Genomic DNA, 24,112 nt, shown 5'->3' on the forward strand with positions numbered 1-24,112 from the left:
GCCGCGCAGCCCGTCACCGGCACGCTGGTGGTCACCGATGCCAACGGGCTGACCGACGGCAGTGTGTTTCTGGTGGAGGCGCAGCCTGCGCACGGACTAGCGAGCATCGACCCCGTGACAGGGGCCTGGAGCTACACGCCCCATGCCGACTTCAACGGCAGCGACGTCTTCACGATTTCCATCACCGACGACTTGGGCAACAAGACCTTGCAGGCGATCAGCCTGCTGACAACGGCGCAGGTCGATGTGGTGACCGACACCATCACCACAACCCAGGACACGATTGCAGCCTTCAACGTTCTGACCGGCTTGCCCGCCGGCAATGCGGACAACTTCGAAGACGCGGGCCGTGCAGTGACAGCCCACACCCATCCCTTGCACGGCAGCGTCGAGGTCGCTTCCGATGGAAGTGCGGTGTACACACCGGCCAGCGGCTATAGCGGCCCGGACTCGTTCACCTACACGGTCACATCGGGCGGTGTCACCGAAACAGCGGTGGTCAATGTTCAGGTCGAAAGCGCGCCTCCAGTCGATGTGCCCGCCATCGTCAGTGGCGCAACGACAGGCACAGGCACCGAAGATGCCGCGCAGCCCGTCACCGGCACGCTGGTGGTCACCGATGCCAACGGGCTGACCGACGGCAGTGTGTTTCTGGTGGAGGCACAGCCGGCTCACGGAGTAGCGAGCATCGACCCCGCGACCGGGGCCTGGAGCTACACGCCTCATGCCGACTTCAACGGCAGCGACGTCTTCACGATTTCCATCACGGACGACGCGGGCAACAAGACCTTGCCGGCGATCAACCTGCTGACAACGGCGCAGGTCGATGTGGTGACCGACACCATCACCACAACCCAGGACACGATTGCAGCCTTCAACGTGCTGACCGGCTTGCCCGCCGGGAATGCGGACAACTTCGAAGATGCGGGCCGTGCGGTGACAGCCCACACCCATCCCCTGCACGGCAGCGTCGAGGTCGCTTCCGATGGAAGTGCGGTGTACACACCGGCCAGCGGGTACAGCGGCCCGGATTCGTTCACCTACACGGTCACATCGGGCGGTGTCACCGAAACAGGATCGGTCGTCATCACGGTCACTGCAGACGCGCCGGAGCCGCAAAACGAGCCACCGTCCAACGTGTTCCTGGCCACCGTCGTTGCCACTGAAGACCTGGTCTTCAGCTTTACCGGCGTCAATGCGATTGGCGTAGCCGATGCAGACAACAACGTGACCCGCGTGGCATTGACCGTCACCCACGGCACGATCCAGGTGACGCCCGCAGGCGCTGCCGTCATATCTTCGGGCGCCAATGGCAGCGCGGCGTTTGCGATCAGCGGTAGCCAGGCCGATATCAACAGCACCCTGGCAAGCCTGGGGTATGCACCAGATGCCGATTACTACGGCATGGGCAGTGCGAGCGCCGCGCTTGTGATGACCACCACCGATTCAGCCAACGCGGCGGCGGTCAGTACGGTCAATATCGCGGTTGAACCGGTCACCGACATCGTCGCTGACACATTGGTCACCCAGTCGGGCGCACCCGTCACGGCCAACCTGCTGACGGGCGACAACGGATCAGGTGCCGATAGCTTCGAAGGCTCGCCGGTCATCAGCGCTGTCACGCAGGGCGCACATGGCGGCGTGACGATAGCGCAAGGCGGCGCAGTCACCTATACCCCTGAGCCCGGCTATAGCGGCGCGGACAGTTTCAGCTATACCGTGACCTCGGGCGGCGTCAGCGAGACGGCCCTGGTCGACGTCGCGGTGAATCCGCTTGTGCCATCGGTGCCGGTCAACAGTTCGCCAATCAACATCGTGGCGTTGGCAGTGGCCTCGAACGAAGACACGGCTTTCAATTTCATGCAGGCCCACACGATCCGGGTCGCCGACACCGACGGCAACGTGACGTCCGTGCGTCTGACCGTCACGCACGGCACGCTCGAGCTCACGCTGGCCGGCGGCGCGCGTGTCTCGGCCGGCAGCAGTGGCAGCGCCGTGCTCACCGTCAGCGGCACCCAGGGCGATATCAACGCCAGCCTGACCAGCCTTGGCTTTTTGCCGACCGCCGACGACAACCGCAACGCCACGCTGTCCATACTGACCACTGACGCCGGCGGCTTGACCGCCGAGAGCACCGTGGACATCGCGCTCGCACCAGTTGTCGATATCGCGCCCGATTCGCTATTGACCCCCGAGGGTGTCGCCATCGAGGCAAATCTGCTGCAGGGTGTGAACGGCGCGGGCGCAGACAGTTTTGAAGGCTCGCCGGTCGTCAGTGCGGTCACCCAGGGCGCTCATGGCAGCGTGACGACAGGCGAGGGCGGCAGTGTCATCTACACGCCCCATGCAGGCTTCAGCGGTGTCGACAGCTTCTCGTACACCGTGACCTCTGGTGGCGTGACCGAAACGACGACGGTCACTGTGACGGTCACTGTCAATTCCATCGCGCAGACAACAGCCACGGGCACAGGCACGGGCACGAGCCTTACCAGGTTGACGCCAGCCGGGACGGCAGCGCGCGCCGATCAACACCCCTTGCACAGCGGGTTGCACGGTGACCCGGTGCCCTTTGACCCGCAGCTGTTCGTGCTCCCTGCGGTCGAGCGTTCGCAGGAAGCCGCCATGCTGCAGGCGCAACACCAAAACGACGCGCTTGCGCCAGAGGCCGGCAGTCCGCTGGCCGATCCGTTTGGCCTGTCGGCACCGCAGACCTCGTTTGTCTCTCCTGTGCAGCAGGCCATGCAGGCGGCGATGGAGGCGTCAGAGAAATCCGCAGCAGAAAAATCCTCGCCAGTCGCGCGACCGCCTGCAACGCAGCTACCCGCGCATCGCGGGGCCGAAGGATTCACAACGCAATTGCGCAGCAGCAGCCAGTCGCTGCGAACCGCTGGTCATGCAAACGATTCAAAGTCGCAGCGAACGGTCCAGAACCTGACTGGCAGAAGTGAAAACACCATGAACATGCCTTCGAGGAAGCCGTAGCCGCGCTCTCAGGCACAACCTGTCATCTGTCAGCTCATTTCGGCGCGCATGCGCTCGCCAGCTTCACGCCCAGCGACATGCTCGAATTGGCCCTGGTGCAAGCGGCCATGTCGGCATAGTGGCCCACGACGTCCATGCCCGGCGGCTCGAATCGCAGGGTGGCTCGCGCCATCAATTGCGCCCCGGCCGAACTGGACTGGCAGCGCACATCGCCGGTCGCGATCGCCTCTGTCTTGCGGCAGAAATCCGCCGTCGGGTAGTCGAACTGCATGTAGGGTGCACCGGATGAGTTGCGATAGACCAGGTGCGTGCCTTCGCCCACTGGCTTGGTGGCACATCCGACGGCTGTAAATGCCGCTGCGACGCATGCAGCGACAAGGATCGATTGTTTGGACATGTCCAGGCTCCAGCTATGAATTCAGGATTGCGAATAAGTGGAACGACCATATCGCAGGTGTAAGCAAAGCAGGTGCCGGTGTAACTTTGTGTGGAGGAGGGCGGCGCGACCCTCGTGCTTCACGCGCCGTGCAGCGAAATGGTTCCGGGGAACAGTTGCATGAGCACGGTGGTCATGAAGAGATACCTGGCCGCCTTGCCCACCAGCATGTAGAGCGCGCATGGCCAGAACGGCAGGCGCAGCCAGCCCGCCACGGCGCAAAGCGGATCGCCGACCAGGGGAAGCCACGACAGCAGGCAGGCCTTCGGGCCCAGCCGCTCCAGCAGCTCGAGCGCCTTCAGCCGGGCGCGGCCCGCCGTCGCGCGCTGCGTGGCCACCTGCGCGCAACGGCCCATCCACCAGTCCACCATGCCGCCAACGGTGTTGCCCAGGGTCGCTACGGCGATCGCCGGCCAGAACAGGCTCGGATCGAGCTTGAGCAGCCCGAACAGGGCGGGCTCGGAGCCCACCGGCACGAGCGTTGCCGAAACGAACGAGACAATGAAAAGCGAAGACAAGCCAAACTCGGGAACGGCGAGTACGGTCAGCAGGGACGTTAACCAGGTTGGCAATGGGTTGGCTCAGGAAGTGAAGGGTGGTGACGGGTCCATCGGACCCAATTTAAAACGTCCATGCGCCGCGCTTTTGACATGGCGCAAAGGCGGCCCAAATTAACCGCGCGCCGCGCTTGATCTGGGTCAGCGCACGGCTTACCGTGTCTTTCCTGATTGGGTATTGATTCATTCGGAAAGAGACACCTGATGAAAAACGTTCATCAACATCAAGCCATGGCGCGGCGCGTCGCGCGCATCGCACGGGTTGCGCTGTGCCTGCTGGTGCCCGTGGCCGCGTGGGCGCAGACCACGGCCCCGGCATCGGCACCCAGCGGCGCCTCACTGCGCCAGCGCTATGCGACGCTGCAGCCCGCACTGGAGCGAAGCCAGTTTCGCGGGCCGGTGCACCTCGCATCGGTGGAGGGCGATCGCACGATACAGGGCGACGTCCACGCGGTCGTCGCGCAGCCGTTCGCCGCGGTGAGTGGGGCGCTTTCCAGGCCCGAGCAGTGGTGTGAAGTCTTGATCCTGCACCTCAATACCAAGTACTGCCGCGCCGCAAGCGATACCGGGGCGCCGCAGCTGGACTTGCGGCTGGGCAAGAAGTTCGACCAGCCGCTCAGCTCTGCAACGGCCGTCAAGTTCGCGTTTCGCACGGTGAGTTCAACGCCGGATTACCTCGCAGTGGAAATGCAGGCGCCCGATGGGCCATTCGACACCCGCGACTACCGCATCGTGCTGGAGGCGACGCCTCTGGACGGCGGGCGCACCTTCATCCACATGGGCTACTCGTTCACCTACGGCACGATGAGCCGGATGGCCATGCAGGTGTATCTCTCGACCATCGCGCGTGACAAGGTCGGGTTCACGCTGTCTGACAAGCAGGAGCCGGGCGCGACGCCGCGGCATATCGGCGGCATCCGGGGCCTGGTCGAACGCAACACGATGCGCTACTACCTGGCTATCGACAGCTATCTCGGCTCGCTGACATTGCCGCCCGCCGAGCAGCCTGAAAAGCGTTTTCGCAACTGGTTCGATGCCACGGAGAAATTTCCGGCGCAGCTGCACGAGATTGACCGCGAGCCGTATCTGGCGATGAAGCGGTCCGAGTACCAGCGCCAGCAGACGGCCCGTTGAACCGTTGTTGTCGACCGCATTCGTTTCAGTTGATTTGAATCAAGCCCGGAGCCCCAGCTCGATGAAATACTGCTCATCAGGATATGCAGTAACGATATCCCGCAACGAATGAAACCAACTTTCCAGGAGTAATTGCCATGTACAAGATCCTCGTTCCAGCCGGTATCGTGCTCGCACAAATGCTGGCCGTCGGCGCCTATGCACAACCCAAGGGCGAAGCCGATCCGGCCCAGTCCAAGGCAGCGCCTTCCAAGCCTGCTACGCCAGCTGAAAAGGCTGTGGCCAAGGCTGACCGCAAGGCCGAAGGCACTGCAGCTGCCAAATCCAAGCCAAGAGAAGATGCCGCCAACGCCAGCAAGGGCACTGCCAAGGCTGCCACGAAGGAAGAGCGCGCAGCAGCCAAGGCCAAGCGCAAGGCTGAAGCAGCGTCCGCCGTCAAGAAGGGCGAAATCAAGTCCGGCGAAAAGTGATCAGCAGGCAACTGCGAGACAAAGGCCCTTCGGGGCCTTTTTTTATGGGCGCGTGAACGCACGGTCGAGGTTTGATCGATTCCGTGTTCCGATGTTAGTTGACATAATATACATCGTATCAAGTGCAAAAGGCAGCAGAACAGAGACGTCTGTACAGATTGCCACGCCCCATCGTTGCGCATTTGATTCCTGCTCCCAACAATCGGCGGAGGCAATGCCATCGTGAAGTGCTGCAGGTCAAATAAGCCACCGGTGAAGCCACCGGTGCACCCGGTCGTTCAAGCAAATCAGGTGCTCGACAACATGGAACGCGGGGCGCTTCAATTGGGCCGGCCGAACACATCACCGCTGAATCAAGCACCGCCGCTGTCCCTTTCAACCGCACCGGCCACGCCGTATTACGGGCCGATGCGAAGCCGCGGCGCCCACGCAGAGCCGCGCGGGGACGCCATCTTGCTGGAGCAGCTTTTTTTGCAGCGATTCGAGATCCTGATGGACGAATGGGCCGAGGCCAATGCGGCCGCCTTGATCAGGATGATCCAGGCGTATCCAGGCATGCCCGACAAGGAAGCCGTTTTCCTGCGGCGACGGCATGTGGCGGGTGCCGCGCTCGAACGGATCAAGGACGACTTATGCCGCAAGGCCGATCCCCACCTTTTCAGCGTGTGCAAGGCGATCGAACAGACGCTGCTGGACCGACACGCACCGTTGGCCCCATCGCGCGAATCGGCGCACCTCGAATTCACCAGGAGGCTGGAAGCCCTGACCAGCGGGGCGAATCTCGATGAAGCGGTGGTCAATGCCAGAAAATCGCACCCGGACTGGAGCCGGGAGCAAGCCGTGAAATGCTGCGAGTGGTCGGCGACGTTCCACGCGTTAAAAGAAGTCAGGACCGCATGCTTGCTTCGCGGGGACCGCGAAGACCTTCGCAGCCTGGAAGCACTCGTCTTCCGTCAGATCGACTTGCATCCCCGCACCGATCCGTCCGTCACGTTCGCCTACGGCCTGCGGGTTGAATACGAGTGGTGCCATCGCTTCAGGCTGGGATGTCTCAAGCTGGTTCACGATCTCCATACGTCCAGGGAACAGGCCAACCCGGCCAGTGCTGAGGCCTACGACAGACTCGCCGCCGAGGGTCTCGTACGACTAAAACGGGACATCATCCGGACATTGCTGATCGAGGCGGGCGAAGACCAGGCGTTGCGGCAAGCGATCATGCGACATCCGCAGTAGTGAAGCGCCCTTTCAGCCGCTCAGCCGCCCAGCGGACTCGGCCGCGACCGGAGTCCCTCGGGCACCAGCCCGTCGAACAGCTGCGACACTTCGCCGATCAGCTCCCGCGCCACAGTCTCGCCGTGCAAATTGGCCAGCACTGCCATCAGTTCACCGCGAAGAAACCACAGGCCCTGGATTTCGCCGGCATACGCTATCCGGCGCCTGAGGCTGGGCACCCTCTCACCCTCCGCGCCGTCCAGCAGCGCCAGCATCTCTGCCCGAACGACTTCCATGTCGACCACATCGATGCGAGTCACTGACGGACCTTCCGGTAGCCCCGAGCCGAAGATCGCGTAGATGCTGCTCCTGAGGTTTGGTTTGAACCAACGCATGGGGTGCCTTTCAGATTCAAGCAGGGCTGGGACCGGCTGCGCGGTCGGTGTCCGGGACGCTGATCGCAATCAGCTCAGCGACCAGCGCGTCCGTGCCGCCGGCATATTCGACGCGCGCGAAAGTCGATGCCACCAGCACCATCTCGCCGGTTTCTGTTCGGTGACGCACGCCGAACTTCAGGCGCTCGCGGGTGGCGGCAGGTAGTTTTTCGACGAGGTTCTTGGTCAGCCAGACAGCGCCGTCCCGGGCAAATGCCGAGATTCGCAGCGCCCGGTGGACCGATTCGCCCAGCATCGAGAAGCCGGCGTCCGACCCTGCGCGAAGGCGCCCTCTCCACTCCTGGCCTTCGTCAATGCCGGTGTTCAGGTGCAGGTCGCGGACCCAGCCCTTGCGCAAGCGCCACTGACGGCTGATGTTCTCCACGGCAACGCGGATTTCCTGCGCTGCGGCGACCGCGCTCCAGAGGTGCGCGGGGCTCTCCTGCGCCAGGAAGTAGCAAACCAGACCCTCGCCGGGGTGCTTGCCGGTGGTGCCGCCATGCCTGCGAAAAATCGGCTCGACGGTGAGCCAGACCTCGTTGACCAGCTCGAAATATTCCCCGGCCGGAAGCTCGGCCCACAGGCCGCGTGCGTCCTGCAGATCGCAGGCCAGCACGGCCACATCGGTGAGCATCGGTGCGGCCTGGGCGGCAGGTTCCGGCGGTAGCCATTGCCCGAGGCTGAAGTGGCTGCCTTCGTCGGGCACATAAATGAAGAGCGTCGCCTTGGCGAAGGTCAGCGCGTACAGGTAAGCGTCACCGGGCGAGGGGCTTGTCGGTGCGGTCAGGTCGGCAGGGTCCACGCGGACACGCACGACCATGGGCAATTCCAGGGTGGTGGCCCTGTCGTACAGACTGGCGAGCAACGCGCCCTGCTCCGTCCGCACGCCCCGGCAGACATCGGCTACGGCCAAGCCACGCTGCCGGGCCAGGCCCAGGTGCAAGCCCAGGACCGCATCCGCAGCCTTGTCTGCCGCATCCCGCATCAGGAACTTGAAGACATTGGGCGCCTCCGGGCCGGCCGACAGCGGCACATGGTTCGGCCAGGTCCGGGCCCGCGCGCCTTCGTTGGCCCACACGACTTCAAACCGGCTGTTCACAAGGTAAGCCGGATGCGTGATCTCTTCCAGCGGCAAGGCCGGTGTGGCCGGGGCGGCGAATGAAATCGGTGCAGGCTGGCGCGGCGGGCGCGTCGGCTCGGGTGCGGGCTGTGCTGTCGGCAACGCAGTGGTCAGCGCAGGAACGGCCTGGGCGGGCTTGCCCGCAAACCGCGCGCTGATCTGGCTGATGCTCAGGCCGTCGCGCTTGAGCTGTTGAACCTGGGCGATCCGCTCGAGGATGTCGTCTGGAAAGTAACCGATGCGGGGCGCCGCCCCATCGTTGGCCTGGGGCGGCAAAACCTGTGGCTTCGGCACGAGCCCCCAACTGATGTAGTTGTTGAGCGTCGCGCGCGAAATCCCGGTTTTTTCCAATACCTCTTTGCTGGTGAACAAGTGGGCCTCGGCGTTTATCTGTCCAATCAATGTAATGGACAGACCGCCAGACTGTCTAATTTAAATTGGACATATGACCGCGAGCGCTGCAAATACGCCACACGAGAGCACTTAACAGATGGACAGACGACTTGGACAGTTATTTGGACAGTGGGTCCGAATCGCCGGGGTGCTCTACCACTTGCCCTTGGGTTGCCCTGCCCTGATGGCCGCCGCGACCAGCTCGGCCATGTCTTTTCGGTTCGCGCGATTGGCGAAATCCACAGCCGTCATGCCCAGCTGGTTCTTCAGCGACGGGTCAGCGCCGGCCTCCAGCAGGTGCTTGACCGCTTCCGCCGAGCCGTAATGCACCGCCATCATCAAGGGCGTCGTCTTGTTGGGCGACTCCGCATCGATGTACGCGTGATGCTCCAGCAACAACGCAATGATGGGCACATGCCCGCTCGTGGCGGCGTAATGAAGCGGTGTCCAGCCCGGTTTGTTGACATCGGCGCCCCGGTCGATCAGCTTGCGCACGACTTCCAGGTGGCCCCTGAGCGCCGCGATCATGAGCGGGCTCTCGTCCTGGGGCGTGCGCGACTCCACATTCGTCTTGGGCCAGTCGATCAGCGCCTGGGCGGCTTTCATGTTGGACTCTTGCAGCGCCAGGTAGAGGCCGTCCAGTTTCTCCGGATTGGGCGTATTGGGGTCGAATCCGCGGCTCAGCAGGGACGTGATGGTCTTGCCGTCATCGCGCTTGATCGCGGTGAAAAAGTCGTCATACGATCCGGCCTGAGCCACAGAAAAACCAATGGCGACAACCAGTAATGGGAGTTTCTTTATCCAGTTTCTCATCATCGAGCCTGCGGAAATAGTCGCTCGAAATTGGCGCTGGTGACGGCGGCGACCTCTTCCACCGGCAACTGGCGCAACTGCGCAATCTGCTTGGCCACGAACGGCACATACGACGGATTGTTGGTCTTGCCGCGATACGGCATGGGCGCCAGATAGGGACTGTCGGTCTCGATGAGCATCCGGTCCATGGGCACAAAAGCGGCCACATCCCGCAGGTCCTGTGCACTCTTGAAGGTCAGGATGCCCGAAAACGAAATGTAGAAACCCAGGTCCAGCGCCGCCCGTGCGACTGCGGCGGTTTCGGTGAAGCAGTGAAAAACACCGCCTGCGGAACCCGGCGAGCCGTCTTCACCCTCGTCCTTCAAGATGGCGACCGTGTCGGCGGATGACGCCCGCGTATGGATCACCATCGGCTTTTTCACCGCCTGCGCCGCACGGATGTGCGTGCGAAACCGGTCGCGCTGCCATTCCATGTCACTGATGGACCGTCCGCCCTTGCGCTCTTGCATCTGGTAGTAGTCCAGGCCGGTCTCGCCGATCGCCACCACGCGCGGCAATTTCGATCGCGACACCAGATCGTCAAAACTGGGCTCGGCGACGCCTTCGTTGTCGGGGTGGACACCGACCGTGCACCAGAAGTTGTCGTAAGAAGTGGCCAGCGCATGGACCGACTCGAACTCTTCGAGCGTGGTGCAGATGCAAAGGGCGCGGTCAACCTGCGCGTCGGCCATCGCCTGCCGGATTTCGGGCAGTCGCTCGGCGAGCTCAGGAAAACTCAGGTGGCAATGGGAATCGACAAACACTTCGAAAAGTGTAGCCGGTCCATCGCCTCAAATGGTCTGGGTAGGCCGCTCGGATGCGAGATGCGCGCCAAGAATCTCTTCGATCTTGATCTTGAGCAGGCGCGATTTCTCATCAGCAGGAAACCGGACGCCGACGCCTTGTGTGCGATTGGCAGCGGCACGCGCCGGTGTGACCCAGGCAACTTTGCCCGCCACCGGATAGCGTTGGGGATCGTCGGGCAAGGACAGCAGCACGTAGATGTCGTCGCCGATCTTGTATTCGCGTGTGGTGGGGATGAAGACGCCACCGTCGGCAAAAAGCGGGATGTACGCGGCGTACAGGGCCGCCTTCTCCTTGATGGCGAGCTGGATGACGCTCGGGCGTGGCGTGGAAGGCGCGGCAGTGCTCATGACTTCGAGTTTAGGGCTTGCCGAGCCTGGCTCACAAGCGACTCGTGCATGAGCCCGGCGTTGAGCGGATGCTCGGCAGTGCGCGCGGCACGCATGAGTTCGCGCGCCCATGCATTGAGCGCCTGGAACGTCGGCGGCACCGGCAAATCCCCCGGGCTGAAAAATCGCGGCTGCGCACCGGCTTTGACGGCCAGCAGGTCATGGCAGATCTTGGTCAGCGCGTCGATCGCCTGCGCCGGATGCCAGCCCGAGATCGCACCTCCATCGCCACGAGCAATCGCCTTGGGCAGCGACGCCCACATCTTCGGGTCGCCACCCGCGCGCGCAAAGCCCAACGCGTCTTCGGGCCGACCGCCTGCCGCCTGCAGCAGAGCGGGAATATCGGCACGAGGAACCTCCTGCGCCGCAAGCCACGCCGTCGCCTCCTCGTCGGACGGCCAGGCCATCGTGTGCGCGATGCACCGGCTGCGAATGGTTGGCAGCAGCAGATGCGCGGCGTCGGTGGCCAGCACAAACCGTGTGTCGCCGGCCGGCTCTTCCAGTGTCTTGAGCAAGGCGTTCGCCGTGACGTGGTTCATGCGCTCGGCCGGATAGACCAGCACCGCCTTGCCGCGCCCGCGTCCACTGGTGCGTTGCGCAAACTCGATCGCGTCGCGCATCGCCTCGACCCGGATCTCCTTGCTGGGCTTGCGCTTTTTGTCGTCGATTTCGGACTGGGCCTTTTCTGCCAGCGGCCAGCCGAGCTCCATCATCACCGTCTCGGGCATCAGCATGCACAGGTCGGTATGGGAGTGCACGTCGATCTGGTGGCAACTCTCGCAACTGCCGCAGGCACCTTGCGGCGTCGCCCGCTCGCACAGCCAGGCGCGAACGATATCCATCGCCAGCGTGAATTGGCCCAGGCCCGACGGCCCCTGCAGCAACCAGGCATGGCCGCGCTGGGCCAACAGTTGTTCGGCCTGTGCGGCGATCCAGGGCTGGGCACTCATGACAGCCATCCTCGTGCCCGCACGGCCGACAGCACTTCATCCCAGACGGACTCGCGCGGCTGGTCGGCGTGGATGCGTGCAAAGCGCCGGGGGTCTTGCAGGGCGCGCCTGTCATACCCCTGGGCGACTGCGCGAAAAAATTCAACGGGCTGCGACTCGAACTTGTCCGGCACACGGGCACCGGCAAGTCGCTCGGCAGCAATCGACGGGTCGAGTTCGAACAGCAGCGTCATGTCGGGTTGCCGGATGCCGACAGCGGTCTGCTGCACCCACTGCTCCAGTTGCGACAGCACGTTCCAGTCGAAGCCGCGGCCACCGCCCTGATACGCAAACGTGGCATCGGTGAAGCGGTCGCACAGCACCACATCACCGCGAGCCAGCGCAGGCTCGATGACCTGCACCAGGTGGTCGCGCCGTGCCGCAAACATCAGGAGTGCCTCGGTCAGCGGGTCCATGGCGTCATTGAGCGCCATGGCTCGCAGCTTCTCGGCCAGCGGGGTGCCGCCCGGCTCGCGGGTCATGGTCACCGACCTGCCGGCTGCGCGAAACTGCGCGGCCAGCGTCTCGATGTGACTGGACTTGCCCGCGCCGTCTATGCCTTCGAAGCTGATGAAAAGCGCACCCATGGTTGCCATGTTCTATTGCGTCTTCTCTATTGAGTCTTCGCAGAAGGGTCGGCCCTGCCGCGCTGGTACTTGTTCACGGCCCGGTTGTGCTCATCCAGGTTCGCGCTGAACTGGCTGGTGCCGTCGCCCCGCGCTACGAAGTACAGCGCCTTGCTGGGCGCCGGATTCACGGCGGCAAGAAGGGAGGCTTTTCCAGGCATCGCAATCGGCGTCGGCGGCAGGCCGGGGCGCATGTAGGTGTTCCAGGGCGTGTCGGTCTGCAGGTCTTTTTTGCGCAGGTTGCCGTCGAAAGAAGCGCCCATGCCGTAGATCACCGTGGGATCGGTCTGTAGCGGCATGCCGATGCGCAGCCGATTGCTGAATACCGAGCCGATCAGCGGCCTGTCCTCGGGCTTGCCAGTTTCCTTTTCGATGATGCTGGCGAGAACCAGCGCTTCATCAGGGGTCTTGACGACAGCGTCGGGCGACTTCTGCGTCCATGCAGCTGCGAGGCGTTTGTCCATGCCACGAAGCGCGCGCTTGAGCACCGCAACGTCGCTCGACCCCTTGGCATAGGTGTAGGTATCGGGAAAGAAGCGGCCTTCGGGATGCTGGCCTTCGCGGCCCAGCAGCTTCATCAGGGCCTCATCGGTGAGCGCCTTGGTGTCGGGCTTCAAGACGTCTTCCTTTGCCAGCGCCGCGCGAACCTGCCTGAAGTTCCAGCCTTCGACCAGCGTGACCGCGCGTAGCGATTCCTCGCCACGTGCGAGCTTGGCCATCAACCGGTGCGGGGTGATGCCGGTCTCGAGTTCGTAGCTGCCCGCCTTGATGAGCCTGTCCTGCCCGGACACACGAAACCACAGGTAAAGGAAGTCAGGTCGCACATCGACGCCCGCGTCCGCGACGGCCTGTGCCACACCACGCGGCAAGGTGCCGGGCTCGATGGAAAGATCGACTGTCGGGGTTGCAAGGCGCAATGGCTGGTACACCCACCAAAGCGCCCATCCACCCGCGCCAAGCGCCGCGCCAGAAAGAAGCAGGAAAACTGCCAGTAAGAATCGACGCACCCGTTCTCCGTCCCTAAGCCGCAAAGTGAATTGACCAATCATGATAATTGACCCATGACCGATCACACGAACGCATCTCTCAACGGCATCGCCGCATTGCAGCACCTGGGCGTGATTCGCGTCGAAGGCGATGATTCGGCGAGTTTTCTGCAGGGCCAGCTCACCCATGACTTCGTGTTGCTCAACCAGGACGAAGCCAGGCTGGCGGCCTACTGCACGCCCAAGGGCCGCATGCAGGCGAGCTTCATCGGGTTCAAGCTCGCGAGCAACGACATCGTGCTGGTGATGAGCCGGGACATCCTGGCGCCCACGCTCAAGCGGCTGTCGATGTTCGTGATGCGGGCGAAAGCCAAACTGCGCGATGCCACGGCTGAGTTCAATCTGTACGGGATCGCCGGAAGTGCAGTGGCGCAACTGGCACCCGGTCTGCAGGGTCCGTGGAGCCGCCGCACGGTTGGCGATGCGAGTGTCGTGGGCTTGTATCCGGCCGATGGCACGCCGCGCGCGTTGTGGGTTGCGCCTTCGGGCTCGGCCCCACCTGCCGGTGCCACACTCGATGAGGCCGCATGGCTGTGGAGCGAGGTGCGCAGCGGCATTGCGACGATCACGGCGCCGCTGGTCGAAGCATTGGTGCCGCAGATGCTCAACTACGAATCGGTAGACGGCGTGAATTTCAAGAAGGGTTGCTATCCCGGCCAGGAAGTCGTCGCCCGCAGCCAGTTTCGCGGAACGCTGAAACGCCGCGCTTATCTGGCGCAGGCCGACAGCGAAATGCGTGCCGGCGATGAAGTCTTCCATGAGTCGGATGCGACCCAGCCCTGCGGCATCGTTGCGCAGGCAGCGGCGAATCCGGACGGCGGTTGGGACGCGATCGTGTCGATGCAGATCGCGGCATCGCAGCAGGGCGCCCTGGCTGTTGGCAAAGCCGATGGTCCAGCGATTCGAGTCGAACCGCCGCCCTACCCCTTGCTCGCGGACATCTGAGGTGGGGAAGCCGCGGGTGCAGTGGGCTGTGCCATCTGCGGCCAGCCCTGCGCGCGAAGCCTGAATGCCTGTTGTGCCAGTTCCTGGTCGCCTGCACGCACGGCAATCGCGTAACCGAAATTGACCAGGTCGAAGTCGTAGTTGTTGTCTGCGATGGCGGTGCGCACCACGTCCAGCGCTCGCCGGTCCTGCCCCGTGTAGCCCAGCAGCAGCACTTGTAGCGACAGCACCGATTTGGCCTTGGGCTGGATCGCGAGCGCCTTGTCCAGCCAGGCCTGTGCCCGGTTGACGTTGCCCATGACGAGATGGCCGCGCGCCGCATTGGTCATGATCACGACGATGTTCGGGCGCGACGCGAGAACACTCTCCCAGATCGTCACGGCTTCGCGCCAGTGGCCCCAACGTCCCAGCTCGTCGCCAATCAGGGGCGTGATCTTGCGGTAGTGCGGATTGAGTGCAATGCCTTCCCGAGCCAGATTGAGCATCTCCTGCTTGCGCCCGTTCCAGCGCGCATCGTTGGGCGCGCCCGACGCTGATATCTCGAATGCAATCAGGGTTGCCGTGACCAGCTTTTGTTCTGCTTGCGCAGCACGCAGGCTGATGTAGGCCGCGAGAGCGGCGGCCAGTGACAGCGATGCGATCGCGCCATACGCCACGCCACGGGAAAGCACTTTCTCCCTGGGCACAAGCCCTATGCGAAGCCGGTTATCCGACGCCGCCAGCACGCCCAGGCAAATCGCAAACAGCGCACCCGTCGCCGCCATGCGCCATGGAAATCCAACCTGGCTCACCACCATGAACGACGCCAGGCTGCACAGGACCATCGAGCGCCACGGACCCTCTGCCGCGCCGGCTTCAGTGCGGTCCAGCACGCTTGATTTCAGCGCGAGATAGAACCATGCCAACAGCCCCGCCAGGAAGGCCCAACCGATGAGCCCGTACTCCGCGATGAGTTGCAGGAACTCGTTGTGGACATAGAAATCGGTCTCCAGTTGCGCGCCCGGCTCCTGGTACAGCGGCACTTCGCTTTCCCATGCGCCGGCACCGACACCCGACAGTGGGCGGGCTTCGATGACCCGCAGCGTCGCTTTCCACATGACCATCCGCAGCGCCAGCGAAGGATCGCCCGGCGCGATGGATGCGGTCCGGCCCAGTCCACGCTCCAGCGCCGTCAACCCGCGCCCTTCGCGCTCGATGGCCGGATTACCCGTGGGCAGCATGCCCAGCCCAAGCACGGTCGTGAAAAGAAGCCCGATGGCAACCACGCGCGACACATCGCTCCACTTGTCGAACGCAAACTGCTCGCGGAACCGGATCGCGACATACGGAAACAACACCAGCAGCTGCAACCAAAGCGCGATCAACGCCGCACGCGTGCCCGTCATCAACACCGCGACGATGACGACCGCATTGGCGACTGCCAGCAACGCAATCAGCTGGCTCTTGCGCGCGCGCGCCAGCAGCATTGCGCCGAACGGCAAGGTGCAGATCGCGAACTCGGCGAAGAAGTTGCGGTTGATGAATGTTGATGCAGGCGCAGGTCCTTGCGGGAACCAGGTCACATCGAACCAGAACTGCATCGCCGCCCAGACCGATGCGACCAGCCCACCGCCGAAGACGCCCCAGGCCAGCCACGGCAATCGCTCGCGCGTGAAGCTGTTGATGCCTACGAACACGATCAGTGCAAAGAGAAACCAGCGGATCGCTTCGACGCCTGCAAGATAGGTATGCGACCAGGTCATGCTGCCCAGCGCATACGCCATGAGGGCCAGTGGCAGCCACATCGCCGAGTGCCACTTCGGTGACTCGTGTCTGCGAGCGAACGGCCAGAAGCAAGCGATTCCCGCTGCCAGCGCGCCGAAGGCAACCACGATGGATTTCAGCGTGTCCTGCAGCATCAGCTCGTCGCGCGCGCCAAGCGCAGGTGCCAGGAAGATCGTGGCGGCCAGCATGGTCGCAGCAGCAACGGCTGCGTCGTTGCGCTCGCCCATGCCTGTCACGCGTTGCGCAACCGGTAACTCATCTCTATGTGTGGGATGCCGGCTTCTTCGAACTCATCACCGCTGATGGCATAGCCCAGACCCCGGTAGAACGATTCGGCGCTTCGCTGGGCGTGCAGCACGACCTCGTGATCGCCGCGTGCCCTGGCCTGATTCATCAGCGTCTGCAGCACCTGCGCGCCGACACCCGATCCGCGCAGCACACGGTCCACGGCCATGCGTCCGATCTTGCTCACGCCCGGCGCGTGCTGCAGCAAGCGTCCCGTTGCAATGGCCTGGCCCAGGCGGTTGTAGGCGACTGCATGGAGCGCGGTGGTATCGGCTTCGTCCCATTCAAGTTCGGCCGGAATCTTCTGTTCCTGCACAAATACTTCGGTGCGGATTTGCTGTGCGTCCTTGCCGAGCGTCGCCCAGTTGCCGGTTTCCACGCGCACCATAGCCTCGCCTGCTTCGAACCCCAGGAGGATGTCGCGTAGCGCCTGCGGCACCGGACGGGAGGTCTGGGTCGCCGGGTCGGCAAACACATAGACCAGCTCAACCGTCACCAGCAGCTCATCGCCCCGAAAAATGCCAGAGGTGAAGTTCATCGACGAATTGCCGATGCGCGAGCACTTCAGGCCAATATCGAGCTTGTCGTCGATGCGTGCGGATGCGTTGAATTCCACCGTGGCCTTGCGCGCGTACAGATCGCCGTCCAGCAAGTGCATCGCAGATTCATAAGGCATGGCCAGCGCGCGCCAATAGGCAGCGACCGCGGTATCGACGTACATCAGGTAATGCGCGTTGAAGACGATCTTCTGCATGTCGATCTCGGCCCAGCGGACACGCAGGCTGTGGAAGAAGCGGAAGTCGTTTCGTTTCATGGCGTCAGTGCGTTGAAAAAGCGGTTGAGAGGGCAAGAGCCGCATCGGCGTGAGCCTTGCGGGCTTCAGGGATGACGCGCCCCATCTTGATGAATTCGTGGGTGACGCCGCGATAGATTTCCAGATCGACCGCCACGCCGGCGGCCCTCAGTTTATCTGCGTAGGCCAGGCCGTCATCGACCAGCGGATCGCATTCGGCCAGGCCAAACCAGGCGGGCGCGACACCTTCGACATCGGGTGCATTCAGGGGCGCAAATCGCCAGTCCTGCCGCTGTTCGGCAGCGATGTAGTTCGAGAAGAAATATTCGATGTGCGCCTGCTCCAGCACCAGGCCTTCGCCGTAGCGCTTGTGGGATGGCGCGTCGGTGGTGGCTGCGCATCCGGGGTAGAACAGCAGTTGCAGTGCGATGGGCAGACCGGCGTCGCGTGCCTTGATTGCACAGACGGCCGCAAGCGTTCCGCCTGCGCTGTCGCCGCCCAATGCCAGGCGCATCGGGTCGAGCCCGAGGTCGCCGCCATGTTGTGCGAGCCACTGCGTTGCATCCCATGCGTCGTTCACGGCGACGGGAAACCGGTGCTCGGGTGCGAGGCGATAGTCCAGCGAGACCACCGCGCAGTCGCTCAGGCGACACAACTCGCGGCACAGGATGTCATGCGAGGCCACGCTGCCAATGGTGAATCCGCCGCCGTGGAAGTACAGCAGCACGGGTTGCCTTTCGTGGTCTGGCGCATAGAGCCGCGCTGGCAAGGCATGGCCGTCGCGCGCAGGGATGAGCAGGTCTTCGACTCGTGCGAGCTCGGCTTTGGGCACTTCGAGAACGCCGGCGCCGGCTTCGTAGGCGGCCTTGGCTTGCATCGGCGCGAGCGTATGCAGCGGCGGAAACTGCGCGCGCGCCATGCGATCGAGCACCGATCGCATCTGCGGGGTCAGCGCAATGGATGTCATTGCGGGCTCGATGCGCAATTCATGCGGCGCTTGATCGGAGATGGATGCCGGATCAAGTCCGGCATGACAGCCACGGTATTTGGCATCGCGCGCCTGATGTCCTCGTTATTTGTCATTGCAGGCTTGACCCGCAATCCAGACGGCGCTTGATCGGACATAAGTGTGTTTGCAAGTACAGTGTTGCTTTCAATCGTACCCCGGCAGGCGAGACATGGCATTCATCTACTACGTCACCCAGATCCAGTTCGACTTCGGAGCCGTCAAGCTGCTCAAGCAGGAATGCGAGCGCGTGGGCATCACCCGCCCGCTCATCGTCACCGACGCGGGCGTCAAGGCGGCAGGCGTGTTGCAAAAAGCGCTCGATGCGCTGCCCGCCATGCCGGTCGCCATCTTCGACCAGACGCCCTCCAACCCCACCGAAGCCGCAGTGCGCGCAGCCGTCGCGGTCTACAAGGCCAACAACTGCGACGGCCTCATCGCAGTGGGCGGCGGCTCGGCGATCGACTGCGCCAAAGGCGTCGCGATCGCCGCCACGCACGAAGGCCCCCTCACCCACTACGCCACCATCGAAGGCGGCTCACCCCGCATCACCGACAAGGTTGCGCCGCTCATCGCAGTACCCACCACCAGCGGCACCGGCAGCGAAGTTGCGCGCGGCGCGATCATCATCGTGGACGACCACCGCAAGCTCGGTTTCCACTCGTGGCACATCGTCCCCAAGGCCGCGATCTGCGATCCGGAACTCACGCTGGGCCTGCCGCCCAAACTCACCGCCGCCACCGGCATGGACGCGATCGCGCACTGCATGGAAACCTTCATGTCGGCCGCCTTCAATCCCCCGGCAGATGGCATCGCCCTCGACGGCCTGGAGCGCGGCTGGGCCAGCATAGAGCGCGCCACCAAACAGGGTGACGACCGCGAGGCTCGCTCCAACATGATGAGCGCTTCGATGCAAGGCGCGATGGCGTTCCAGAAGGGGCTGGGTGCTGTGCACTCGCTCAGTCACAGCCTGGGTGGCGTCGATCCGCGCCTGCATCACGGCACCTTGAACGCGATGTTCCTGCCCGCCATCGTCCGGTTCAACGCATCGGCTGAATCGGTGCAAAAAGATAGACGCCTGGAGCGCATGGCGCATGCGATGGGCTTGAAGTCGGCGGGTGATATTCCCGAAGCGATCAAGGACATGAACGCCCGCCTCGACCTGCCCACCGGACTGGCTGCCATGGGCGTGCAGCGCGACTGGTTCGACAACATCATCAAGGGTGCGATGGCCGATCATTGCCACAAGACCAATCCGCGGATTGCGACTGCGCAGGAATACGCGCAGATCCTTGAGCAATCGCTCTAGCAAGCGCATGACTGTGGGCGCCGCAGGCGCTGGAACGAATGGCTACGGGGGGTTACCAAATCTCCATGAAGCCCATCTCTCCAGCATCCTCGGTTCATCGCACTGCCCCGCTCTCGCCTCAGCCCGCAACCCTTCTTGAAAGCCTCCCGACGGAGCTCTTTTCACATGTGGCCGGATTTTTTGAACCCGCCGACTTTGGTGCCCTTGCGCCAAATTCCAGGGAGGTCCATGCACTGGCCGAGGCGGCTATCGAAGCGGACCCCGATCTCGCGCAGGTGGCTGCGAAGGCTGCAATCTTGCGTGCGCGCGACCTCGCAGGGCGCGCGGCCGCGACCTCCATCGACCGGATGGATGACCTGCATGTTCTAGTCGCAAACAGTTGCCTTGAAATCTGCGTCGCCATCTCCCGGCGTAGACAGGATGCGTGGCCCAACGCCCAGCGCCTGGCGAACCTGGCAGCCGACGCAGGCCATGCCCTGCGCGACTTTGAAAACAACCCCGGCGCGGCGCTTCAAGAGCTCGTTTCCGTCTCCATGAAGCTGGGACGCTGCGAGCAGGCTATCGAACTTGTGCGGTTGACCCCTGACGCGAATCCCGACCTGGAACCCCACTACAACAGCCGGGCGTTGGCACACCTGCAGCTCATGGCGAGGCAATTTCCCCAGGCCGTCGTTACCGCCACCCATGCGCTTGAAATCATCGGCGCCGATGACATCGATTCCCGTCGATTGTTCTTGCAGGTCATCGTCGCGGCCAACCTATGCCAGGGACAGTTTGCAGAAGCCAGAAAGTTCCTGGACCAGCTCACGGCCGATGGACAGCCTGCATTCGGGCTGCAGGCCATGCTCGCGCACTCCAGGGGCGACAAGCCGGCATGCGACAAGGCATTGGAAGCGTTCCTCGAAACCGACCCGCCACACGCGGAGCTGGCCGAGCTGTATGGCTGGCAGGGCCATGTTGACCTTGCCTTGCACCATTTGAAATTCGCGGTTGCTGACGAGGGCGAACAGATCGTTCACTCGCCGATGCTCGATCCGATCCGCCACAACGAGTACTTCCAGATGACGCTCAGGCAACTGAAGCTGTCGCCGGCGGACCTCGCAGGCATCACGTTCGACCTGCAACTGCCTGCGACCTGACTACAGCGTCTCGATCCGCGACAGGTCTGGCCGCGCAAGCCACTGCCCGAATTCATCGGCCAGCTGGCGGCTCGCGCTGGCCGCTTGGGTCCACGCCTTCACGCGTGACTGCAAGTCGGTGCCGTAGCGCGTGAAATCCGTTCGGTCTGGCAGCTTGCCGTTGGGCAGGCTCTTCACCCACTGCGGATCAGGCGCAAGCACGAGGGTGTTGTCCAGAAAGTGGGTTGAGCCGTGCCGCCACTTCAAGCCCTTGTCCAGCCATCCCGGCACCACGGATTTCTGGAAGTGCGGATAGACCACCAGCCCCTGGGTCATCGCGGCGTTGTAGTTCAGGTGCAGGTGATAGTCGGTGATGCCGCCATCCCAGTAGGCACCTCGCGGCGCGCCGGGAATGTCATGGATCGCATTGAGCACGAACGGGATCGAGCAACTCGCCTGCAGGGCCGCATAGAAGTTGTCATCGTGCAGGGCCACGCGGCGCGTGCGGTAGTCCGACGTGGCGAAGGGCAGCTCGCCTCCGCTGGAGAAAACCACCCGCTCCAGCCACGCGCCCATCGCCTTGCGATGAACCGAATTGGTCACAAAGGCACCGAGATAGCCCAGCGGCGTGGTGAAGCCGTGTTCGCGGCGCATCAGGTGGCGGCCGCGTGAAGTCAGGATGTGCAGCCGGTAACGCCGGTTGGCCAGCACCTGCGAAATGCGTCCGCCGTAAAAAGATTCGAGGTTCTGGCCGAACCGCTCGCTGACATGGGCGGCTGTCGGTGTCTTGCGGCCGGGCAGCAACTCGTAGTCCTGGGCGATGTAGTCGCGCTCCAGGCGCTCGAAGGCGGTCACAGCCTCATCAAGGCAGGCCGTCGCCATCCGCCACGCGCCAATCGATGCGCCGACCAGATGCACCGGCTGCGAACTTTGCGTGAGCCATTCACCGAAGATGAATCGATCGAGCGGCCCGAGGATCAGTCCCTTGGGACCACCGGCAGCGCCCGGCACCACGCCCACATCTTGCGCACGCAGTCCGTGTCGCTCGATGTGCGCGCGGGCCTTGGGTCCAGCGTAGAGGCGCAGCGCCGGCATCGCCATTACTTTCTCAGGCCCTGCAGCTTGGCGAATGCACCGGCCATCGCGGTGTTCACGGGTGCCGAATCACGAGCCACTCGTTGGCCGCGCGCCGCGCCTTCAAAGCGGTTCTGCCCAGCGCCACCCTGCCGGGGCGGCGCATCGCCAAGCTTCATCGACAGCGCGATCCGCTTTCTCGCGACGTCCACCTCGACCACCCTGACCTTCACGATGTCGCCGGCCTTTACCACCTCTCGCGCATCGTTCACGAACTTGTGCGCGAGCTGGCTCACGTGGACCAACCCGTCCTGGTGCACGCCCAGGTCAATGAACGCCCCGAATGCGGCGACGTTGCTCACGGTGCCTTCCAGCACCATGCCCTCGCGCAGGTCGGCGATGTCTTCGACACCGTCATTGAAGCGCGCGACCTTGAAGTCGGGGCGTGGATCGCGGCCCGGCTTTTCCAGCTCGGCCAGGATGTCCTTCACGGTGATGACGCCGAACTTTTCATTCGCGAAAAGTTCGGGCCGCAGCGTCTTGAGCATTTCGGCCCGACCCATGACTTCGGCAACCGGCTTGCCCGCGGTCGCGAGCATCTTCTCGACCACCGGATAAGTTTCTGGATGCACGCCTGTCATGTCGAGCGGGTTGGTCCCGCCGCGAATTCGCAGGAAGCCCGCGCTCTGCTCGAAGGTCTTGCCGCCCAGGCCGCTGACCTCCATCAGCTGCAGGCGGTTGTTGAAAGCACCGTTTGCCTCGCGCCAACGCACGATGGCCTTGGCCACACTGCCCGACAGACCAGACACGCGCGACAGCAGCGGCACGCTCGCCGTATTGAGGTCCACGCCGACCGAGTTCACGCAATCTTCGACGACCGCCTCCAGTGAGCGCGCCAGTTCGCTCTGGTTCACATCGTGCTGGTACTGGCCAACGCCAATGGACTTCGGATCGATCTTCACCAGCTCGGCCAACGGGTCCTGCAGCCGCCGCGCAATACTCGCAGCGCCGCGCAGGCTCACATCGACCGTCGGCATTTCCTGCGACGCGAATTCGCTGGCCGAATAGACCGATGCGCCCGCCTCGCTCACGACGACGCGTTGAATGGCATGACCCGGATCGACGGCCTCCAGCCGCTTCATCAGGTCGGCAGCCAGCTTGTCGGTCTCGCGGCTCGCTGTTCCGTTGCCAATCGCGATCAGGTCAACGCCATGCTTGCGGCACAAGAGGCCCAACTGGTGCAGCGATCCTTCCCAGTCGCGGCGGGGCTCGTGCGGGAACACCGTGGCGGTTTCGACCAGCTTGCCGGTCGCGTCGACCACTGCGACCTTCACGCCCGTACGAATGCCGGGGTCCAGGCCCATCACCACGCGCGGGCCGGCAGGAGCCGCCAGCAGCAGGTCGCGCACGTTGTCTGCAAAGACCTTGATCGCGACCTTCTCGGCTTCTTCGCGCAGACGGGCAAAGAGATCGCGCTCGGTAGAAAGGGACAGCTTCACGCGCCAGGTCCAGGCCACGCACTTGCGGATCAGGTCATCGGCGGCGCGCTTGGCGTGGCTCCATCCCAAATAGAGCGCGATCTTGCCCTCGGCCAGCGATGGTTGACCCGGCTCCGGCTCGACTGGCAAGACGAGCTTGGCATCCAGCACTTCGAGTTGCCTGCCGCGAAACACGGCGAGCGCACGATGCGAGGGCACGCGGCCAATCGGTTCGTCGTAGTCGAAGTAGTCGCGGAACTTGGCGACCTCCGGGTTGTTCTCGTCCTTGCCTGCCATGAGCTTGGAGCGAAAAAGCCCCTCGGTCCAAAGCCATTCACGCAGCTGCTGCACCAGCGCCGGCGTCTCGGCCCAGCGCTCCGACAGGATGTCGCGCACGCCGTCGAGCACCGCAGGCACGGTGGTGAAGTCTTCACCGCCCTCGCCCTTTTCTGCCTTGACGAAAGCCGCCGCTTCCTCGCTCGGGTTGAGGCTCGGATCGGCAAAGAGCTTGTCGGCCAGTGGCTCGATGCCGAACTCGCGCGCGATCTGGCCCTTGGTGCGGCGCTTGGGTTTGTAGGGCAGGTACAGGTCTTCAACCTCCTGCTTGGTCGGCGCGGCTTCGATGGCGGCGCGCAGCGCCGGTGTCAGCTTGCCCTGCTCCTCGATGCTCTTGAGCACGGCTTCACGGCGCTGCTCCAGCTCGCGGATATACGAAAGCCGCGCTTCCAGTTCGCGCAGCTGGATGTCATCCAGGCCATTGGTTGCTTCCTTGCGATAGCGCGCGATGAACGGCACGGTGGCACCGCCGTCGAGCAGGTCAATGGCAGCCTGTACCTGCTGTTCCTGAACCTTGAGTTCTGCGGCGATCTGCCGGGTAATCTTTTGCATGCTGAAAC

22 protein-coding genes are annotated in these 24,112 nt (G+C 63.6%); 7 read left to right on the forward strand and 15 right to left on the reverse strand.

From position 1 onward, the window contains the following. On the forward strand, positions 1–2,982 hold a 2,982-nt coding region (locus tag AQ12_RS14490), incomplete at its 5' end, for an Ig-like domain-containing protein (protein WP_152682810.1). Between the two features lie 34 nt (positions 2,983–3,016). Here AQ12_RS14490 and AQ12_RS14495 read toward each other — a convergent pair. Both AQ12_RS14495 and AQ12_RS14500 read right to left on the reverse strand, forming a co-directional pair. Further along, complete coding sequence (locus AQ12_RS14495; RefSeq protein WP_048440651.1) at positions 3,017–3,379, reverse strand: hypothetical protein; 363 nt, start codon at positions 3,377–3,379, stop codon at positions 3,017–3,019. Positions 3,380–3,498: 119 nt separating this feature from the next. Then, entirely contained in the window at positions 3,499–3,990 is a 492-nt protein-coding gene (locus tag AQ12_RS14500) for a YqaA family protein (protein ID WP_048440652.1), read from the reverse strand. A 216-nt stretch (positions 3,991–4,206) separates the two neighbouring features. On the opposite strand from AQ12_RS14500, the gene AQ12_RS14505 reads away from it, so the two are divergent. From AQ12_RS14505 to AQ12_RS14515, 3 genes are all read left to right on the forward strand, one after another. Then, positions 4,207–5,109 (forward strand): hypothetical protein, encoded by a 903-nt coding sequence (locus AQ12_RS14505; protein ID WP_048440653.1) that lies wholly within the window; start codon positions 4,207–4,209, stop codon positions 5,107–5,109. Positions 5,110–5,246: 137 nt separating this feature from the next. Further along, on the forward strand, positions 5,247–5,579 hold the full coding sequence (locus AQ12_RS14510; RefSeq protein WP_048440654.1) for a hypothetical protein: 333 nt from the start codon (positions 5,247–5,249) through the stop codon (positions 5,577–5,579). 492 nt (positions 5,580–6,071) lie between these two features. Beyond that, complete coding sequence (locus tag AQ12_RS14515) at positions 6,072–6,812, forward strand: hypothetical protein (RefSeq protein ID WP_152682811.1); 741 nt, start codon at positions 6,072–6,074, stop codon at positions 6,810–6,812. Positions 6,813–6,832: 20 nt separating this feature from the next. On the opposite strand, the gene AQ12_RS14520 is transcribed toward AQ12_RS14515, so the two are convergent. The 8 genes from AQ12_RS14520 to mltG all read right to left on the reverse strand — a co-directional run bounded on the left by AQ12_RS14520 (position 6,833) and on the right by mltG (position 13,405). Continuing rightward, a complete protein-coding gene (locus AQ12_RS14520) occupies positions 6,833–7,186 on the reverse strand; it encodes a hypothetical protein (RefSeq protein ID WP_048440656.1) in 354 nt (117 codons plus the stop codon). Between the two features lie 16 nt (positions 7,187–7,202). Next, on the reverse strand, positions 7,203–8,717 hold the full coding sequence (locus AQ12_RS14525) for a MerR family transcriptional regulator (protein WP_048440657.1): 1,515 nt from the start codon (positions 8,715–8,717) through the stop codon (positions 7,203–7,205). Positions 8,718–8,891: 174 nt separating this feature from the next. Next, entirely contained in the window at positions 8,892–9,551 is a 660-nt protein-coding gene (locus tag AQ12_RS14530; RefSeq protein ID WP_048440658.1) for an ankyrin repeat domain-containing protein, read from the reverse strand. After that, a complete protein-coding gene (locus tag AQ12_RS14535) occupies positions 9,551–10,354 on the reverse strand; it encodes a TatD family hydrolase (RefSeq protein WP_048440659.1) in 804 nt (267 codons plus the stop codon). Before AQ12_RS14535 ends, AQ12_RS14530 begins: the two co-directional genes overlap by 1 nt. 27 nt (positions 10,355–10,381) lie before the next feature. Then, positions 10,382–10,744, reverse strand: a complete 363-nt coding sequence (locus AQ12_RS14540) for a PilZ domain-containing protein (protein ID WP_048440660.1) — start codon at positions 10,742–10,744, stop codon at positions 10,382–10,384. After that, complete coding sequence (locus tag AQ12_RS14545) at positions 10,741–11,742, reverse strand: DNA polymerase (RefSeq protein WP_048440661.1); 1,002 nt, start codon at positions 11,740–11,742, stop codon at positions 10,741–10,743. The genes AQ12_RS14540 and AQ12_RS14545 overlap by 4 nt, the downstream gene beginning before the upstream one ends. After that, complete coding sequence (tmk, locus tag AQ12_RS14550) at positions 11,730–12,359, reverse strand: dTMP kinase (RefSeq protein WP_369799026.1); 630 nt, start codon at positions 12,357–12,359, stop codon at positions 11,730–11,732. Before tmk ends, AQ12_RS14545 begins: the two co-directional genes overlap by 13 nt. Before the next feature lie 26 nt (positions 12,360–12,385). Continuing rightward, positions 12,386–13,405 (reverse strand): endolytic transglycosylase MltG, encoded by a 1,020-nt coding sequence (mltG, locus tag AQ12_RS14555; RefSeq protein ID WP_048440663.1) that lies wholly within the window; start codon positions 13,403–13,405, stop codon positions 12,386–12,388. A gap of 54 nt (positions 13,406–13,459) precedes the next feature. Here mltG and AQ12_RS14560 point away from each other — a divergent pair, with 54 nt between their 5' ends. After that, entirely contained in the window at positions 13,460–14,389 is a 930-nt protein-coding gene (locus AQ12_RS14560) for a folate-binding protein YgfZ (protein WP_048440664.1), read from the forward strand. On the opposite strand, the gene AQ12_RS14565 is transcribed toward AQ12_RS14560, so the two are convergent. Genes AQ12_RS14565 through AQ12_RS14575 form a run of 3 tightly spaced genes read right to left on the reverse strand, consistent with a single transcriptional unit; the run spans position 14,365 to position 18,198 of the window. After that, positions 14,365–16,380, reverse strand: coding sequence for an O-antigen ligase family protein (locus AQ12_RS14565; RefSeq protein WP_048440665.1), 2,016 nt, complete (start codon positions 16,378–16,380; stop codon positions 14,365–14,367). The two genes, AQ12_RS14560 and AQ12_RS14565, sit on opposite strands and share 25 nt — an antisense overlap. A gap of 5 nt (positions 16,381–16,385) precedes the next feature. Next, positions 16,386–17,252 (reverse strand): YbgC/FadM family acyl-CoA thioesterase, encoded by an 867-nt coding sequence (locus AQ12_RS14570; RefSeq protein ID WP_048440666.1) that lies wholly within the window; start codon positions 17,250–17,252, stop codon positions 16,386–16,388. A 4-nt stretch (positions 17,253–17,256) separates the two neighbouring features. Continuing rightward, positions 17,257–18,198, reverse strand: a complete 942-nt coding sequence (locus AQ12_RS14575; RefSeq protein WP_048440667.1) for an alpha/beta hydrolase — start codon at positions 18,196–18,198, stop codon at positions 17,257–17,259. 211 nt (positions 18,199–18,409) lie between these two features. Between AQ12_RS14575 and AQ12_RS14580 the strand changes: the two genes are divergently transcribed. Continuing rightward, entirely contained in the window at positions 18,410–19,546 is a 1,137-nt protein-coding gene (locus AQ12_RS14580; RefSeq protein WP_048440668.1) for an iron-containing alcohol dehydrogenase, read from the forward strand. A gap of 167 nt (positions 19,547–19,713) precedes the next feature. Then, positions 19,714–20,685, forward strand: a complete 972-nt coding sequence (locus AQ12_RS14585; protein WP_048440669.1) for a hypothetical protein — start codon at positions 19,714–19,716, stop codon at positions 20,683–20,685. Here the strand turns inward: AQ12_RS14585 and AQ12_RS14590 are convergent, their stop codons facing one another. Both AQ12_RS14590 and AQ12_RS14595 read right to left on the reverse strand, forming a co-directional pair. After that, on the reverse strand, positions 20,686–21,759 hold the full coding sequence (locus AQ12_RS14590; RefSeq protein WP_048440883.1) for a phospholipase: 1,074 nt from the start codon (positions 21,757–21,759) through the stop codon (positions 20,686–20,688). A gap of 5 nt (positions 21,760–21,764) precedes the next feature. After that, positions 21,765–24,104, reverse strand: coding sequence for a Tex family protein (locus AQ12_RS14595; protein ID WP_048440670.1), 2,340 nt, complete (start codon positions 24,102–24,104; stop codon positions 21,765–21,767). Between the last annotated feature and the right edge of the window lie 8 nt (positions 24,105–24,112).

It is taken from the genome of Caenimonas sp. SL110, from assembly GCF_001044395.1.
GTDB lineage: Bacteria > Pseudomonadota > Gammaproteobacteria > Burkholderiales > Burkholderiaceae_C > Ramlibacter.

Excerpts from the sequence above, each read along its gene's own strand:
- AQ12_RS14495 (WP_048440651.1), bottom strand. The coding sequence starts at position 3,379 with ATGTCCAAACAATCGATCCTTGTCGCTGCATGCGTCGCAGCGGCATTT.
- AQ12_RS14505 (WP_048440653.1), top strand. The coding sequence starts at position 4,207 with ATGGCGCGGCGCGTCGCGCGCATCGCACGGGTTGCGCTGTGCCTGCTG.
- AQ12_RS14510 (WP_048440654.1), top strand. The coding sequence starts at position 5,247 with ATGTACAAGATCCTCGTTCCAGCCGGTATCGTGCTCGCACAAATGCTG.
- AQ12_RS14515 (WP_152682811.1), top strand. The coding sequence starts at position 6,072 with ATGGACGAATGGGCCGAGGCCAATGCGGCCGCCTTGATCAGGATGATC.
- AQ12_RS14520 (WP_048440656.1), bottom strand. The coding sequence starts at position 7,186 with ATGCGTTGGTTCAAACCAAACCTCAGGAGCAGCATCTACGCGATCTTC.
- AQ12_RS14530 (WP_048440658.1), bottom strand. The coding sequence starts at position 9,551 with ATGAGAAACTGGATAAAGAAACTCCCATTACTGGTTGTCGCCATTGGT.
- AQ12_RS14540 (WP_048440660.1), bottom strand. The coding sequence starts at position 10,744 with ATGAGCACTGCCGCGCCTTCCACGCCACGCCCGAGCGTCATCCAGCTC.
- AQ12_RS14545 (WP_048440661.1), bottom strand. The coding sequence starts at position 11,742 with ATGGCTGTCATGAGTGCCCAGCCCTGGATCGCCGCACAGGCCGAACAA.
- tmk (WP_369799026.1), bottom strand. The coding sequence starts at position 12,359 with ATGGGTGCGCTTTTCATCAGCTTCGAAGGCATAGACGGCGCGGGCAAG.
- AQ12_RS14560 (WP_048440664.1), top strand. The coding sequence starts at position 13,460 with ATGACCGATCACACGAACGCATCTCTCAACGGCATCGCCGCATTGCAG.
- AQ12_RS14565 (WP_048440665.1), bottom strand. The coding sequence starts at position 16,380 with ATGGGCGAGCGCAACGACGCAGCCGTTGCTGCTGCGACCATGCTGGCC.
- AQ12_RS14570 (WP_048440666.1), bottom strand. The coding sequence starts at position 17,252 with ATGAAACGAAACGACTTCCGCTTCTTCCACAGCCTGCGTGTCCGCTGG.
- AQ12_RS14575 (WP_048440667.1), bottom strand. The coding sequence starts at position 18,198 with ATGACATCCATTGCGCTGACCCCGCAGATGCGATCGGTGCTCGATCGC.
- AQ12_RS14580 (WP_048440668.1), top strand. The coding sequence starts at position 18,410 with ATGGCATTCATCTACTACGTCACCCAGATCCAGTTCGACTTCGGAGCC.
- AQ12_RS14590 (WP_048440883.1), bottom strand. The coding sequence starts at position 21,759 with ATGCCGGCGCTGCGCCTCTACGCTGGACCCAAGGCCCGCGCGCACATC.
- AQ12_RS14595 (WP_048440670.1), bottom strand. The coding sequence starts at position 24,104 with ATGCAAAAGATTACCCGGCAGATCGCCGCAGAACTCAAGGTTCAGGAA.